The following is a 14,453-nucleotide window of genomic DNA, read 5'->3' on the forward strand; positions in this document are numbered from 1 at the left end:
GGTCGTTGTTGTTCTACTTCACCTTGGTGGTGGCGAAGTTGTTGTTGGCCAGAGGGCTGATCACGTAGCCCTCCACGTTGTCACGCATGGCGGCGAACACCTTAGGGTGGGCCATGCTGATCCAGGGTTGGTCGTCATCGTACACCCTTAAAGCCTCGGCATAGACCCATCGGCGCTCATTGTCATCCGTCATCTGCCGTGCACGCGTGATGAGTTCCTGGAACTGCGGATTGCACCAGCGGGCGTAGTTCTCGCCGTTCTTGGCGGCCTCGCAGCTCAGCAGCGGGGTAAGGAAGTTGTCCGGGTCACCGTTGTCGCCTGCCCAGCCGGTGGAGACCAGGTCGGCTTCGCCGTTCTTGGCACGACGCAGCATTTCGGCCCATTCCATCACGCGGATATCCAGCTGCAGGCCGACCTGTTTCAGGTCGGCCTGCAGCATCTCGGCTGACAGGCGTGGGTTGGGGTTGGTCATGCCGCCGCCGTTGCGGGTGAACAGGGTGATCACGGTACCTTCCGGTACGCCAGCTTCCTTGAGCAGGGCACGGGCCTTGGCCAGGTCCCGAGGCGGGTTCTGGTTGGTGGTGTTGTAACCGAGCATGGTCGGCGGGTATGGGTTCACGCCCACCAGCGCGTTGTTCTTGCCAAACAGCTGGTCGACGTGTGTCTGGCGGTCAAAGGCCATGTTGATGGCTTTGCGCACGCGCACATCGCTGAGGTACTTGTGCTGGGTGTTCATGGCGATATAGCCGGTGACCAGCGCTTCGGTCTCGGCGACCTTGAGCTTGGGGTCGGCCTTGATCGTCGGCACGTCCTCTGGTTTGGGGTATAGCGCCACCTGGCATTCGTTGGCGCGCAGCTTTTGCAGGCGCACGTTGCTGTCGGTGGCGATGGCGAATATCAGGGCGTCTGCCGGGGGCTTGCCGCGGAAGTAGTCCGGGTTGGGTTTGAAGCGGACCTGGGCGTCCTTGTTGTAACGCTGGAAGATAAACGGGCCGGTGCCGATCGGCTTGCTGTTCAGCTCGGCGGTCTTGCCGGCCTTGAGCAACTGGTCGCCGTATTCGGCGGAGTAGATCGAGGTGAAGCCCATGGCCATGTCCCGCAGGAACGGTGCTTCCGGGCGGGTGAGGGTGATCACCACGGTGTGGTCATCGGTCTTGTCCACCGACTTGAGCAGGCTTTTGAAGGACATGCTTTCGAAGTACGGGTAGCCGACGCTGGTCTTGTCGTGCCACGGGTGCGCCGGGTCGAGCTGACGGCGCAGGCTCCACAGCACGTCATCGGCGTTGAATTCGCGAGTGGGCGTGAAGTAGTCGGTCTTGTGGAACTTCACCCCTTGGCGCAGGTGGAAGGTGTAGGTCAGGCCGTCCGGTGCGATGTCCCAGCGTTCGGCCAGGGCCGGCTGGACGTCGGTGGTGCCAGGCTTGAAGTCGACCAGGCGGTTGAACAGCGCTTCGGAGGTGGCATCGAAGGTGACCCCCGTAGTGTACTGGACAACGTCGAACCCTTCCGGGCTGGCCTCGGTGCACACTACCAGCGGCTTGGCCGCCAGCTGCGTGGCGCTGCCCAGTACCAGCGCTGCCAGGGCGAGGCGTAGCGGTAGCGATTTCATGAAAGCTCTCTGCATGGGTGGACTCCCTGCTTGCATTGATTCCAGCGTAGCCGCCACGGCCCGCAGCGAAGCAGGCCGTGGCGCCGGCGGTCAGAGAATGTTGAATGGAATGGTGGTAACCACCCGGAACTCATCCAGGCTGCCATCGCCCTGGGCCTTGCTGGCGCGGTGCGCGGTGTAGGTGGCACGGATGCTGGTGTCTTTCAGCGGCCCGCTCTGTACCGCGTAGCTGGTGCCGAAGCCCCACTCGTAGTGGGTTTCGCCATCCAGGCCGTTCACGTCGTAGGCGGTACCGCGGTAATGGGTACCATCGATGCCCCAGCCGCGGGCGTTGTACAGGTTGAACTTCAGGCCCGGCACGCCGTACGGCGCCATGTTCAGCACGTAGGAAATCTGCAGCGATTTCTCGTTGGGGCCGTTGAAGTCCGACAGCAGCGAGTTGGCCAGGTAGATGCCGTTGGTTTCGTGCAGGTAGTCGAAGTATTCGTTGCCGTTGACCTGCTGCCAGGAGGCGCTGAGGGTGTGGGCCTGGTGGGTCAGGCCGAACGACAGGCTGTAGGTGTCGTTGTCGATATCGCCCATCTTCTTGCTGCCGGCGTCGACGGTCTTGTAGTAGTTCAGGCCGGTGCTCAGGCTGAGCACTGCGCTGTCGCCTAGCACGTGGTTGGCGCCGAAGTAGTACTGGTTCCAGAAGTCATCGACCTTGGTGGCGTACAGGCTGGTGCTCAGGCTCTTGAACGGCTGGTAGTTGATGCCGGCGGTGCTGGCGCGGTCGGTTTCCACGCCAGTGGCACTGTACTCGGTGCGGAACTTGCTGAGGCTCTGTTCGGTACGTGGCGAGACGCGGTCGAAGGTGCCCAGGTCGAAGCTCAGGTTGTCGAATTCGGCGCTGTGCAGGAACGCGCCCTGGAAGCTCGAGGGCAGGGCGCGGTTGCCGATGTAGGCAATCATCGGCGTGTCCACCGATTGGCGGCCGACGGTGAGCGTGGTGTTGGACACCCGCGCCTTGACGTTGGCCAGGCCCATCTTGCTCCACTGGCCGACCGGGTCGCCGTCGCTGTGGGTCAGGGTGCGGTTGTTGGGGCCGGCGACGTCCTCGCGGTTCTGCAGCAGGGCGATGGCATTGTAGCCGGCGGCTTCGACGGCGAAGCCGACGGTGCCCTGGGTGAAGCCGGAGCTGTAGTTGAGGATGGTGCCCTGCACCCAGTTCTCGCGGCTGTGGGTGTCGTGGCGGGTGCCGTCGCTCTTGTAGTACTTCCACAGCGGGGCGCGTGCGGCGCGCTCGCGGGCGTACCAGTTGCGGGTGCTGCCGGACAGGCTCTGGCCGTCGACGAAGCCACTGGCCTGCTCCTGCTCGCTGCTGCCTTTGAGGGTGATGGGCACGTATTCCTGGCTTTGCGGGTCGGCCTGGGTCACGGTGGATAAGGCACTGATGGATAACGCCAGTGCGGTCAAGGTGAATAGTCTCAAGGTTAAAGCTCCCTTTCTGTTCTTCTAGTTATTGCCTGGCCTTGTGGGCCGGGCTTCTTGCTGCGGTGTTGCCAGGGTTGCCCGGGGTCACCGGGCAGAATCGGGGCGTTGTGTTGGCTGTGCCGGCCTCTTCGCGGGCGCGCCCGCTCCCACAGGTTTCGTGAACCTGAGGAGAACCCTGTGGGAGCGGGTTTACCCGCGAAGAGGCCGGTACCGGCTAATGCTCAATCAACACTCACACCGGAAAAGTCGTTGCGCCCGAACGGGCTGACCTTGAACTCGGAAACCTTGACGCTGAGCGGTTGGTTGACCGTGGAGTGCGCCACCGGGGTAATCGGCACCTGTTGCTTGAGCCGCTGCTGGGCCTGCTGGTACAGGGCGGTGCGCTGCGTGCGGTCGGTGACCTGCTTGGCCTGCTTGACCAGGCTGTCGTACTGCGGATCGCACCACAGCGAGTAGTTGTTGCTGCCGATGGCATCGCAGTTGTAGAGGGTGCCCAGCCAGTTGTCCGGGTCACCGTTGTCCCCGGTCCAACCGATCAGGGCGATATCGTGCTCGCCGCTTTTCATGCGCTTGAGGTACTCGCCCCATTCGTAGCTGACAATGCGCACCTTGAAGCCGAGCTTGCTCCAGTCGGCCTGGAGCATTTCCGCCATCAGCTTGGCGTTGGGGTTGTACGGGCGCTGCACCGGCATGGCCCACAGGGTGATCTCGGTGCCCGGCTTGACCCCGGCCTGCTGCAGTAGCTGCTTGGCCTTTTCCGGGTCGAAGGGCGCGTCCTTGAGGCTGTCGTCATAGGACCACTGGGTCGGCGGCATGGCGTTGACTGCCAACTGGCCGGAATCCTGGTACACGGCCTGGATGATCGCCTGCTTGTTCACTGCCATGTCCATCGCCTGGCGCACTTCCAGGCGGTCGAATGGTGGGTGCTGGGTGTTGTAGGCGATGTAGCCGAGGTTGAAGCCAGGTTGCTGCAGCACCTGCAGTTTGCTGTCGGCCTTGAGCGCCGGCAGGTCGGCGGGGCGCGGGTGCAGGGTGACCTGGCATTCGTTGCGGCGCAGCTTCTGGATGCGCACCGAAGGGTCGATGTTGATCGAGAACACCAGGTTGTCGATCTTCACGTCCTGCGGTGACCAATAGGCCTTGTTGCCCTTGTAGCGGATCTGCGAATCCTTCTGATAACGCTGGAACACGAACGGGCCGGTGCCGATCGGTTGCTGGTTGATGTCGCTGGGGCGCCCGCTGGCCATCAGCTGCTCGGCGTATTCGGCAGACAGGATGGAAGCGAAGCTCATGGCCAGGTTCTGGATGAACGCGGCATCGACGCTGTTCAGAGTGAACACCACGGTCAGTGGATCGGTCTTTTCGACACGGGCGATGTTCTTGTCCAGGCCCATGCTGATGAAATAGGGGAACTCGGTCGGGTAGGCCTGGCGGAACGGGTGGTTCTTGTCGAGCATGCGGTTGAAGGTGAACAGCACGTCGTCGGCGTTGAAGTCGCGGCTCGGTGCAAAGGCCTTGTTGCTGTGGAATTTCACCCCTTCGCGCAGGTGGAAGGTGTAGCGCAGGCCATCTTCGGACACCTCCCAGCGGGTCGCCAGGGCAGGGTGCACGGCAGTGCCGCCGCGTTCGAACTCGACCAGGCGGTTGTAGATCGGTTCGGCGGCGTCGTTGTCGGTGGCGCTGGTGTACTGGGCGGTGTCGAAGCCGGCCGGGCTGCCTTCGGAGCAGAACACCAGATTGTTGGCCAGCAGGGCCGGCGATTGGCTGATCAGGCCCAGGGCGAGCAGGGCGGAAAGGCGGGTGGTATGGCGCATGGAAAGTCCTTTTACGTCTGTTTGCGCCGCCTCGGGGTACGAATGGCGGCAACAGGTCGCCGACCCCGCTGCGGATGGCGGCGGGACGACATGAAAGGGTACGAGGATGGCGGGGCACCCGCCGCTCGGCGGGTGCCTTGGCTAGCCTATTTGTCCACGCTGACGCCGTAGAAGGAGTTCAGCGCGAACGGGCTGATCTTGAAGTCCTTCACCTTGGCGCTCATGGGCTGGTACACGGTGGAGTGGGCGATCGGGGTGATCGGCACCTGCTCCTTGAGGATGTGCTGTGCCTGCTGGTACAGCTCGGTGCGCTTGGCCTGGTCGGAGGTGGCCTTGGCCTGCTTGATCAGGTCGTCGTAGGGCTTGTAGCACCACTTGGAGAAGTTGTTGCCGCTCATGGCGTCGCAGCCGTACAGGGTGCCCAGCCAGTTGTCCGGGTCGCCGTTGTCACCGCTCCAGCCGATCAGCATGGCGCCTTGTTCGCCGCCTTTGGAGCGCTTGATGTACTCGCCCCATTCATAGCTGACGATCTTTGCCTTGACGCCGACCTTGGCCCAGTCGGATTGCAGCATCTCGGCCATCAGCTTGGCATTGGGGTTGTACGGGCGTTGCACGGGCATCGCCCACAGGGTGATTTCGGTGCCTTCCTTGATGCCGGCTTCCTTGAGCAGCTGCTTGGCTTTCTCAGGGTCGAACGAGGCGTCCTTGATGCTGTCGTCATAGGACCACTGGGTCGGCGGCATGGCGTTGACCGCCAGTTGGCCGGCGCCCTGGTAGACCGACTCGATGATCTTTTTCTTGTCCACGGCCATGTCCAGCGCCTCGCGGACTTTCAGCTGGGCCAACGGGTTGGCCTCGTTGCTGCCCTTGACCTTGTCCATCACGTTGTAGGCGATGTAGCCGAGGTTGAAGCCGGCTTGTTGCGGCATCTGCAGCTTGGGGTCCTGCTTCAGCGGCTGGATGTCGGCCGGCCGCGGGAACAGGGTGACCTGGCATTCGTTCTTCTTCAGCTTCTGCATGCGCACCGAGGCGTCGGTGGTGATGGCGAAGATCAGGTTGTCGATCTTCACGTCATCGGGTTGCCAGTAGTCCTTGTTGCCCTTGAAACGGATCTGCGCGTCTTTCTGGTACTTGCTGAACACGAACGGGCCGGTGCCGATCGGCTTCTGGTTGATGTCGGCGGCCTTGCCGTCCTTGAGCAGCTGGTCGGCGTATTCGGCGGACTGGATCGAGGCGAAGCTCATGGCCAGGTTCTGGATGAACGCGGCGTCGACTTCGTTGAGGGTGAACTTGACCGTGTGCTCGTCGAGCTTCTCCAGCTTGGCGATGTTCTTGTCCATGCCCATGTCGGTGAAGTACGGGAACTCGGTGGGGTAGGCATTGCGGAACGGGTGGTTCTTGTCGAGCATGCGGTTGAAGGTGAACAGCACGTCGTCGGCGTTGAAGTTGCGGGTGGGTTTGAAGTAGTCGGTGGTGTGGAACTTGACCCCTTCGCGCAGGTGGAAGGTGTAGGTCTTTCCGTCGTCGGAGACTTCCCACTTGGTCGCCAGACCCGGGATGACTGCAGTGCCGCCACGTTCGAACTGGGTCAGGCGGTTGAACACGGTCTCGGCCGAGGCGTCGAAGTCAGTCCCTGTGGTGTATTGGCCTGGGTCGAAGCCGGCCGGGCTGCCTTCGGAACAGAACACCAGGTTGGACGCGGCGAGGGCCGACGGTGCGCCGGAGAGCAAGCCTGCGCCTAGCAGGAACGGAATGACTGCGTGTTTGAGCATGGTGGCCTCATTGTTGTCATTTTTCGATTGAGGTGGCCTCGTGAGCCGACCTGCGGATACTTATGCAGGGGCTGTTCCCAATGCAATATGCAGAGGGATAGTTGACGCCAGAAAAGTGGTACGGTCGTACATGGATGTCGCATTGATATAACTTTCGAAGAAGTTAAACGTTTGCGCAGGCGAAATGATGGCTTTTTGCGGGATGTTACGAGGCGGGGTTAATGTAGGAAGCACCTATTTGGTGCGTAGGAAACTTCCGAAAATCCTGATTTGACAGACAACTGGACTCGCAAGCGATCCGCGTACCCTGTGGGAGCGGCTTTAGCCGCGAAGAATCCAACGCGGTGCATGGCACCGGCTGCGCCGGTGTTCGCGGCTAAAGCCGCTCCCACAGGGTCCCTGCTAACTCAATGAGTTATGTGCAGTTCCATGAGAGCGGGCAAGCCCGCTCCCACAGGTGTTTCGGGATTTAAGGCATCTGCACTTCGATCAGGCCATCGGCATTCATGCTCACTTCACTGGTCCCGGCCTCGATATCCGGCGCCGGTGCCGACTCATCAGCCCCCATGGCCTTCATCGCCATCGGTGCACTGCGCAGGTACGGGCGTGGGTAACCGCTGCTGTTGAGGTTCAGGCTGACCACTTTGTAGCCCTTGCCACCCAGCGCCTCGGTAGCCAGCTGGGCGCGCGCCTTGAAGGCATCCACCGCATCCTTGAGCAGTGCATCCTCGCTGGCCTTGCGCGTGGCCGGAGCGATGGAGAAGTCCATGCCACCCATCTTCAGCTCTTGCAGCAGGTCGGCGGTCAGCTGCGACAAGGCCGGGAAGTTGGCGCTTTCCAGGCGCAACTCGGCGCGCTCGCGCCAGCCGGTGATCTTCTGGCCCTTGCTGTCATATACCGGGTAGCTGTTGCGGCTGCCCTGGCTGATCTTCACGTCCTTGACCTGGCGCGACTGCTGTACGGCCTTGTTCATGGTTTCGGTGATCTGCTTGGCGAGCTTGCCCGGGTCGGTGTTCTGCGCTTCGCTGTACAGGGTAACGACCATCAGGTCACGCGCCACTTCCTTGCTGACTTCGGCACGCAGCGAGACCTGGTTGTAGCGCGGCTCATCGGCAGCCAGCGCCGGCAGGCTGGCGAGCAGGCCGCAGGACAGGATCAGGGCGGTGCCGCGACGTGGGATTTGCATGTGGTACTCCTTGGCAATATAAGGCGTGGGTTGTGGTCATCCATTCCACGCATGGCCCATCAGACCGGCAACAGTGTAGTGGGTTCAAAAGTGCCATCATCAACCTGTGACAAAGTGTGGCGCTTTGCCGCATCGCTGCAGCGAGGCGCCTGGCTTCGGTATACTCCAGCCGATTTTTCTGGAGCACTCATCAGGAGAGCTCATGCTCGCCGCCGTACAACCGCTGTCCGCTACTCGCCAGAACCTCTGGCGCCTGACCGTCATTCGGGTCCTGGTCCTGGCTGCCCAGGCCGGCTCCGTGGGCGTCGCCTACTGGACCGAACTGCTGCCCTTGCCCTGGCTGTCGCTGGCCGGCACCTTGGCCTTGTCTTCGCTGCTGTGCGCCTTCACGGCCCTGCGCCTGCGCCTGTCGTTGCCGGTCACCGAGCTGGAGTACGCCCTGCAACTGGCCTGCGACCTGCTGATCCACAGTGCCTTGCTGTATTACTCCGGCGGCTCGACCAACCCGTTCGTGTCGTATTACCTGGTGCCGCTGGCGATCGCCGCGGTGACCTTGCCGTGGTTGTATTCGCTGATTCTCTCGGGCATTGCCCTGACCGCATACAGCCTGCTGCTGGTGCAGTTCTACCCGCTCGAAGGCCTGCCAATGGCGCGGGACAAGATGCAGGTGTACGGCATGTGGTTGAGCATTGCCCTGGCCGCCGCAGTGATCACCTTCTTTGCCGCGCGCATGGCCGAAGAGCTGCGCCGCCAGGAGCAGCTGCGTTCCGAGCGGCGTGAAGAAAGCCTGCGCGACGAGCAGCTGCTGGCCGTGGCTACCCAGGCCGCCGGTGCCGCCCATGAGCTGGGCACGCCGTTGGCGACCATGAGCGTGCTGCTGAATGAGATGCGTCAGGACCACGCCGACCCGCTGCTGCAGGAAGACCTGCAGATCCTTCAGGACCAGGTGAAGCTGTGCAAGGAAACCCTGCAACAGCTGGTACGCGCCGCCGAAGCCAACCGCCGCCTGGCCGTGGTGGAGCAGGACGTGACGGCCTGGCTGGACGAGGCGCTCAACCGTTGGCACCTGATGCGCCCGGAAGCCAGCTACCGCTTCCAGCGCCTGCGCGACGGCCAAGTGCCGCGCCTGACCCCGCCGCCGGATCTGACCCAGGCGCTGTTGAACCTGTTGAACAATGCCGCCGATGCCTGCCCCGATGACCTTGAAGTGCGCCTGGACTGGGACGCCCATGACATCGTCATCAGCATCCGTGACCATGGCCCCGGCGTGCCGCCGGCCATCGCCGAAGCCATCGGCAAGCCCTTCATTACCACCAAAGGCAAAGGCTTCGGCCTGGGCCTGTTCTTGAGCAAGGCCAGCGTGACCCGTGCGGGCGGTTCGGTGAAACTCTATAGTCATGAACAGGGTGGCACCCTGACCGAACTGCGCCTGCCCTATGGCAAGCGAGGAGATGAATGATGAGCGAAGAAAACCAGGTCGAAGGCGAAGAGCTGCCGCACCTGCTGCTGGTGGATGACGATGCCACCTTCACCCGGGTCATGGCCCGTGCCATGAGCCGCCGCGGTTTCCGCGTGAGCACCGCCAGCTCTGCCGAGGAAGGGTTGATCCTGGCCCAGCAGGACCTGCCGGACTACGCCACGCTGGACCTGAAGATGGACGGCGACTCCGGGCTGGTGCTGTTGCCCAAGCTGCTGGAGCTGGACCCGGAAATGCGCGTGGTGATCCTGACCGGTTACTCGAGCATTGCCACCGCGGTGGAAGCGGTCAAGCGCGGTGCCTGCAACTACCTGTGCAAGCCGGCCGATGCCGATGATGTGCTGGCGGCGCTGCTGTCGGAGCACACCGACCTGGACACCCTGGTGCCGGAAAACCCGATGTCGGTCGACCGCCTGCAGTGGGAACACATCCAGCGGGTGTTGAACGAGCACGAAGGCAATATCTCGGCCACCGCGCGGGCGCTGGGCATGCACCGGCGGACCTTGCAGCGCAAACTGCAGAAGCGCCCGGTTCGGCGCTGATTCAGTACTGGCAGTACCGGCCTCTTCGCGGGTAAACCCGCTCCTACAGGTATTTCACAAGCCTCAAGACCTGTGCAGTACCTGTGGGAGCGGGTTTACCCGCGAAAGGGCCGTAACTGACAGAAACTTCTCTTTATCACCCCGCGATCCCCGCAACTCCGGGCCGTTGGCGTATCATTAGCCCCCTGACGGCAACCCCTCCAGGATCGCTTGCGCATGCTCGCCCTTCTTATCCAGACACTGAACATCACGGCCCCGGTCTTCGCCATGCTGTTCATGGGCGTGCTGCTCAAACGTATTCGCCTGATCGACGACAATTTCAACCGCGTCGCCTCGCAGCTGGTGTTCAACGTGTGCATGCCGGCGCTGCTGTTCCTCGGCATCTATCACGCCGACCTAGCCACGGCGGTCAAACCGGGCGTCCTTCTCTATTTCGTCGTCGCCACCCTGGCCGGCTTCGCCATTGCCTGGGGCCTGGCCATCTGGCGCAGCCCGCTGGCCGACCGGGGCATCTATACCCAAGGCGCATTCCGCGGCAACAACGGTGTGATCGGCCTGGCCCTGGCCGCCAGTCTCTATGGCGACTACGGCATCTCCCTGGGTGCGGTGCTCGCCGGCCTGGTCATCCTCATGTACAACTCGCTGTCGGCAGTGGTGCTGGCGGTGTACAGCCCGGACCTGAAGTCCGACCCGTGGAGCATCTGCAAGAGCATCCTCAGCAACCCGCTGATCATCAGTGTGCTGGTGGCCACGCCCATGGCGTACGGCCAGGTGCCGCTGCCCAACTGGCTGCTGACCTCGGGCGACTACCTGGCGCAGATGACCCTGCCGCTGGCGCTGATCTGCATCGGAGGCACGCTGTCGCTGGCGGCACTGCGCGACAGTGGCAGGCTGGCCATCGACGCCAGCCTGGTGAAGATGGTCTGGCTACCGCTGCTCGGCACCCTCGGTGCCTGGCTATGCGGCTTCCGCGGGGCCGAGCTGGGCATCCTGTTCCTGTACATCGGCAGCCCGACCGCAGCGGCCAGCTACGTCATGGCGCGGGCGGCCAACGGCAACCATGAGCTGGCGGCGTCGATCATCGTGATTACCACGCTAATGGCGGCGATCACCACCAACATTGGTATTTTCATCTTGCAGTGGGGCGGATGGATCTAGATCCTTGACTGCAAACAACACAAAAAACACAGCCTCACTGAGCTAAAGGACACTTCATGCAAGACCAGAGCACGCCCGAGCGGTTACAGCGCGGGCTGAAGAATCGCCATATCCAGCTGATCGCGCTGGGCGGGGCCATTGGTACCGGGTTGTTCCTGGGCATCGCCCAGACCATCCAGCTGGCCGGCCCTTCCGTCCTGCTGGGCTACGCCATTGCCGGCCTGATGGCCTTCCTGATCATGCGCCAGCTCGGCGAAATGGTGGTGGAAGAGCCGGTGGCCGGCAGCTTCAGCCACTTCGCCCACCAGTACTGGAGCGAGTTCGCCGGCTTCGTCTCGGGCTGGAACTACTGGGTGGTGTACGTACTGGTCGGCATGGCCGAGCTGACAGCGGTGGGTATCTACGTGCAGTACTGGTGGCCCGGCTTCCCCACCTGGGCCACGGCGGCGATCTTCTTCGTGGTGATCAACCTGATCAACCTGACCCAGGTGAAGGTCTACGGCGAGATGGAGTTCTGGTTCGCCCTGGTCAAGGTGGTGGCCATCGTCAGCATGATCGGCTTCGGCGCCTGGCTGCTGACCAGCGGCCATGGCGGCCCGGACGCCAGCGTGGCCAACCTCTGGCAGTACGGCGGCTTCTTCCCCAACGGCGTCACCGGCCTGGTGATGGCACTGGCAGTGATCATGTTCTCGTTCGGTGGCCTGGAGCTGGTGGGCATTACCGCCGCCGAGGCCGACAACCCGCGTCAGAGCATCCCCAAGGCCACCAACCAAGTGGTGTACCGCATCCTCATCTTCTATATCGGTGCCCTGGCGGTGCTGCTGTCGCTTTACCCGTGGCAGAAGGTGGTGCAGGGTGGCAGCCCGTTCGTGATGATCTTCCACGAACTGGACAGTGACCTGGTGGCGACCATCCTCAATATCGTGGTGCTGACGGCCGCGCTGTCGGTGTACAACAGCTGCGTGTACGCCAACAGCCGCATGCTGTTTGGCCTGGCCAGCCAGGGCGACGCACCGCGTCAGTTGCTGAAGGTAAGCCGTAGCGGCGTGCCGCTGACCGCGCTGGGTGTGTCGGCTTTCGCCACCGGGCTGTGCGTGCTGATCAACTACCTGATGCCGGGTGAAGCCTTTGGTTTGCTGATGGCCCTGGCGGTGTCGGCGCTGGTGATCAACTGGGCGAGCATCAGCATCACCCACCTGAAGTTCCGCAAGGCCAAGCTGGCGGCCGGGATTACCCCGTTCTACAAAAGCTGGGGGCACCCGGTCACCAACTACCTGTGCCTGGCATTCATCGTGCTGATCCTGGTGGTGATGTACCTGACCCCGCCGATTCGCATCTCGGTGATGCTGATTCCGGGGTGGATCCTGGTGCTGTGGGTGGCCTTCAAGATGAAGAAGGCTCGCCAGGCCAGATAGGTAACACAGTACCGGCCTCTTCGCGGGTAAACCCGCTCCCACAGGGACCCTACAGGCTCTGAGACCTGTGCAGTACCTGTGGGAGCGGGTTTACCCGCGAAGAGGCCGGGCCTGAGAAAGGCTGGATCAGCCTTGATAACTGTCGATCACTTCCTGTGCCGCACGGAACGCATCAATCGCCGCCGGCACCCCCGCATACACCGCGCAATGCAGCAGCGCTTCGCGAATTTCCTCCACCGTACAGCCATTGTTCAGCGCCCCGCGCACATGCCCCTTGAGCTCTTGCGGGCACTTGAGTGCGGTCAGTGTGGCCAGGGTAATCAGGCTGCGGGTTTTCAACGGCAGCCCGTCGCGGGCCCACACGCTGCCCCAGGCATGTTCGTTGACGAAGTCCTGCAGCGGTTGGGTAAAGTCGGTGGCATTGCCCAAGGCGCGGTCGACGAACGCATCGCCCATCACCTGGCGCCGAATCTGTTCGCCGGTTTTCTTGCTATCAGCCATGTTGTTTTCCTTAGTGTTGGCGACGCCAGGCTCGTGCGGTGGTGTACAGCAACACCATGGCGAGCACCGGCAGTACGTAGAACAGCATCAACCGCTCCAGGCGGCCGGCCAGTGGCATGCCCATGGTGAACGCCGCCACGTGCAGCCCATAGGCCAGGTACAGGCAGAGGAACACCAGGCCTTCGGCGCGGGTGATACGGTAACCGGAATAGAACACCGGCAGGCTCAGCGCAGCAACACCCAGCATTACTGGCAGGTCGAAGGCCAAGGCGTTGGGCGAGATCGACAGCGGCTCGGGGGTGACCAGTGCGGTCAGGCCCAGCACCGCCAGCAGGTTGAACAGGTTGCTGCCTATCACCGTGCCCACGGCGATTTCCCGTTCACCGCGCAGGGCGGCGATCAGCGCAGCGGCCAGTTCCGGCAGGGAGGTACAGATGGCAACGACGGTCAGGCCGATGATGCGCTCGGACAGCCCCAGGTCGGTGGCCACCTCTACGGCAGCTTCCAGCAACAAGTGACCCGCCAGGCTCAGCAGGCCCAGGCCGGCCAGCACCTGCAGCAGCGTGCCCGACCAGAAGCGCCCGGTGCTGCTGGTGGCGGTGGCCGGAGCGGGGTAGGTGCGGGCGTAGTGGCGCGACTGGTGCCAAAGCATAGCCAGGTAGCCGACCAGCCCGGTCAGCAACAACACCCCTTCGACCCGGCCGAGGTGGCCGTTGGCGGATAACCCGTAGACCAGGCCGCTGGCGATGATCATCAGTGGGATGTCCAGGCGCACCAGTTGCCGCGACACGCGCAGCGGGATGATCAGTGCGGCCAGGCCGAGAATGACCAGTACGTTGAAGATGTTGCTGCCGATCACGCTGCCCACCGCCACGTCCGGCGCGCCCTGGTAGGCGGCCTGCAGGCTCACGGTCATTTGCGGGGCAGTGCTGCCGAAGGCCACCAGGCTCAGGCCGATGATCAGCGGGCGTACGTGCAGGCGCTGGGCCAGGCGCAGGGCTGCGCGTACCAGCAGTTCGGCACCGCCGACCAGCAACAGCAAGGCGATGCCCAGTTGCAAGAGGCTGAAGGTGGGAAGGGTAGCCAGGTCGAAAATGGTCGGACTCCTGTCGCGTCAGTCGCTAAGCCCTTGTACTCGCACGCGCGCGGTTCCGCTACGGATCATGCCGATTTTTTCTGCGGCGGCACGTGAAAGATCGATCAGGCGGCCGCGGGTATGTGGGCCACGGTCGTTGATGCGCACCACGACGCTGCGCTGGTTGGCCAGGTTGGTAACCCGTACCCGGGTGCCGAAGGGCAGGCTGCGGTGGGCGGCGGTGAGGCCATGCTGGTTGAATGGTTCGCCGCTGGCGGTGCGTTTGCCGTGGTGGCGCGCGCCGTAATAGGAAGCGGTGCCGGTCTTGTCGTAACCGTCGGGGTCGACGTCGATGTCCTGGCTGGCGCAGCCGGCCAGCAAGGAGAAGAGGGCGAGGGTGCTCAGGGATCGCTTTAGCAATTCGAATGCTC

12 protein-coding genes are annotated in these 14,453 nt (G+C 63.0%); 4 read left to right on the forward strand and 8 right to left on the reverse strand.

All coding sequences use genetic code 11. From position 1 onward, the window contains the following. Nucleotides 1-13: 13 nt before the first annotated feature. The 5 genes from ACGLHT_RS09775 to ACGLHT_RS09795 all read right to left on the reverse strand — a co-directional run bounded on the left by ACGLHT_RS09775 (nt 14) and on the right by ACGLHT_RS09795 (nt 7,854). On the reverse strand, nt 14-1,624 hold the full coding sequence (locus ACGLHT_RS09775) for an ABC transporter substrate-binding protein (RefSeq protein ID WP_274119722.1): 1,611 nt from the start codon (nt 1,622-1,624) through the stop codon (nt 14-16). A 75-nt stretch (nt 1,625-1,699) separates the two neighbouring features. Then, nucleotides 1,700-3,079, reverse strand: a complete 1,380-nt coding sequence (locus ACGLHT_RS09780) for an OprD family porin (RefSeq protein WP_041506249.1) — start codon at nt 3,077-3,079, stop codon at nt 1,700-1,702. A 224-nt stretch (nt 3,080-3,303) separates the two neighbouring features. Beyond that, nucleotides 3,304-4,896, reverse strand: a complete 1,593-nt coding sequence (locus ACGLHT_RS09785; protein ID WP_137163044.1) for an ABC transporter substrate-binding protein — start codon at nt 4,894-4,896, stop codon at nt 3,304-3,306. Nucleotides 4,897-5,042: 146 nt separating this feature from the next. Continuing rightward, entirely contained in the window at nt 5,043-6,668 is a 1,626-nt protein-coding gene (locus ACGLHT_RS09790; RefSeq protein WP_137163045.1) for an ABC transporter substrate-binding protein, read from the reverse strand. A 469-nt stretch (nt 6,669-7,137) separates the two neighbouring features. Next, nucleotides 7,138-7,854: an SIMPL domain-containing protein gene (locus ACGLHT_RS09795; protein WP_015269044.1), complete on the reverse strand. Its 717-nt coding sequence runs from the start codon at nt 7,852-7,854 to the stop codon at nt 7,138-7,140. A gap of 202 nt (nt 7,855-8,056) precedes the next feature. On the opposite strand from ACGLHT_RS09795, the gene ACGLHT_RS09800 reads away from it, so the two are divergent. The 4 genes from ACGLHT_RS09800 to ACGLHT_RS09815 all read left to right on the forward strand — a co-directional run bounded on the left by ACGLHT_RS09800 (nt 8,057) and on the right by ACGLHT_RS09815 (nt 12,446). Beyond that, nucleotides 8,057-9,313: an ATP-binding protein gene (locus ACGLHT_RS09800; protein WP_025337805.1), complete on the forward strand. Its 1,257-nt coding sequence runs from the start codon at nt 8,057-8,059 to the stop codon at nt 9,311-9,313. Continuing rightward, nucleotides 9,313-9,873, forward strand: coding sequence for a response regulator transcription factor (locus tag ACGLHT_RS09805; protein WP_025337806.1), 561 nt, complete (start codon nt 9,313-9,315; stop codon nt 9,871-9,873). The genes ACGLHT_RS09800 and ACGLHT_RS09805 overlap by 1 nt, the downstream gene beginning before the upstream one ends. A gap of 216 nt (nt 9,874-10,089) precedes the next feature. Beyond that, complete coding sequence (locus tag ACGLHT_RS09810) at nt 10,090-11,031, forward strand: AEC family transporter (protein ID WP_025337807.1); 942 nt, start codon at nt 10,090-10,092, stop codon at nt 11,029-11,031. Nucleotides 11,032-11,087: 56 nt separating this feature from the next. Continuing rightward, nucleotides 11,088-12,446 carry an amino acid permease gene (locus tag ACGLHT_RS09815; RefSeq protein ID WP_013971058.1) on the forward strand — a complete coding sequence of 453 codons (1,359 nt, stop codon included), beginning with the start codon at nt 11,088-11,090 and terminating at the stop codon, nt 12,444-12,446. A gap of 126 nt (nt 12,447-12,572) precedes the next feature. On the opposite strand, the gene ACGLHT_RS09820 is transcribed toward ACGLHT_RS09815, so the two are convergent. From ACGLHT_RS09820 to ACGLHT_RS09830, 3 genes are read right to left on the reverse strand one after another with little or no spacing between them, the layout of a single operon-like run. After that, a complete protein-coding gene (locus ACGLHT_RS09820) occupies nt 12,573-12,947 on the reverse strand; it encodes a carboxymuconolactone decarboxylase family protein (protein WP_013971059.1) in 375 nt (124 codons plus the stop codon). Between the two features lie 10 nt (nt 12,948-12,957). Further along, entirely contained in the window at nt 12,958-14,001 is a 1,044-nt protein-coding gene (locus ACGLHT_RS09825; protein WP_137164765.1) for a calcium/sodium antiporter, read from the reverse strand. Between the two features lie 60 nt (nt 14,002-14,061). After that, nucleotides 14,062-14,442, reverse strand: a complete 381-nt coding sequence (locus ACGLHT_RS09830; RefSeq protein ID WP_025337810.1) for a septal ring lytic transglycosylase RlpA family protein — start codon at nt 14,440-14,442, stop codon at nt 14,062-14,064. Nucleotides 14,443-14,453 lie beyond the last annotated feature (11 nt).

This window comes from Pseudomonas sp. PsB, assembly GCF_043658375.1.
Lineage (GTDB): Bacteria > Pseudomonadota > Gammaproteobacteria > Pseudomonadales > Pseudomonadaceae > Aquipseudomonas > Aquipseudomonas putida_Z.

What these genes read in the sequence shown, in the direction of transcription:
- ACGLHT_RS09775 (WP_274119722.1), bottom strand. Translation starts at nt 1,624, where the DNA reads ATGCAGAGAGCTTTCATGAAATCGCTACCGCTACGCCTCGCCCTGGCA.
- ACGLHT_RS09785 (WP_137163044.1), bottom strand. Translation starts at nt 4,896, where the DNA reads ATGCGCCATACCACCCGCCTTTCCGCCCTGCTCGCCCTGGGCCTGATC.
- ACGLHT_RS09790 (WP_137163045.1), bottom strand. Translation starts at nt 6,668, where the DNA reads ATGCTCAAACACGCAGTCATTCCGTTCCTGCTAGGCGCAGGCTTGCTC.
- ACGLHT_RS09805 (WP_025337806.1), top strand. Translation starts at nt 9,313, where the DNA reads ATGAGCGAAGAAAACCAGGTCGAAGGCGAAGAGCTGCCGCACCTGCTG.
- ACGLHT_RS09800 (WP_025337805.1), top strand. Translation starts at nt 8,057, where the DNA reads ATGCTCGCCGCCGTACAACCGCTGTCCGCTACTCGCCAGAACCTCTGG.
- ACGLHT_RS09820 (WP_013971059.1), bottom strand. Translation starts at nt 12,947, where the DNA reads ATGGCTGATAGCAAGAAAACCGGCGAACAGATTCGGCGCCAGGTGATG.
- ACGLHT_RS09815 (WP_013971058.1), top strand. Translation starts at nt 11,088, where the DNA reads ATGCAAGACCAGAGCACGCCCGAGCGGTTACAGCGCGGGCTGAAGAAT.
- ACGLHT_RS09810 (WP_025337807.1), top strand. Translation starts at nt 10,090, where the DNA reads ATGCTCGCCCTTCTTATCCAGACACTGAACATCACGGCCCCGGTCTTC.
- ACGLHT_RS09795 (WP_015269044.1), bottom strand. Translation starts at nt 7,854, where the DNA reads ATGCAAATCCCACGTCGCGGCACCGCCCTGATCCTGTCCTGCGGCCTG.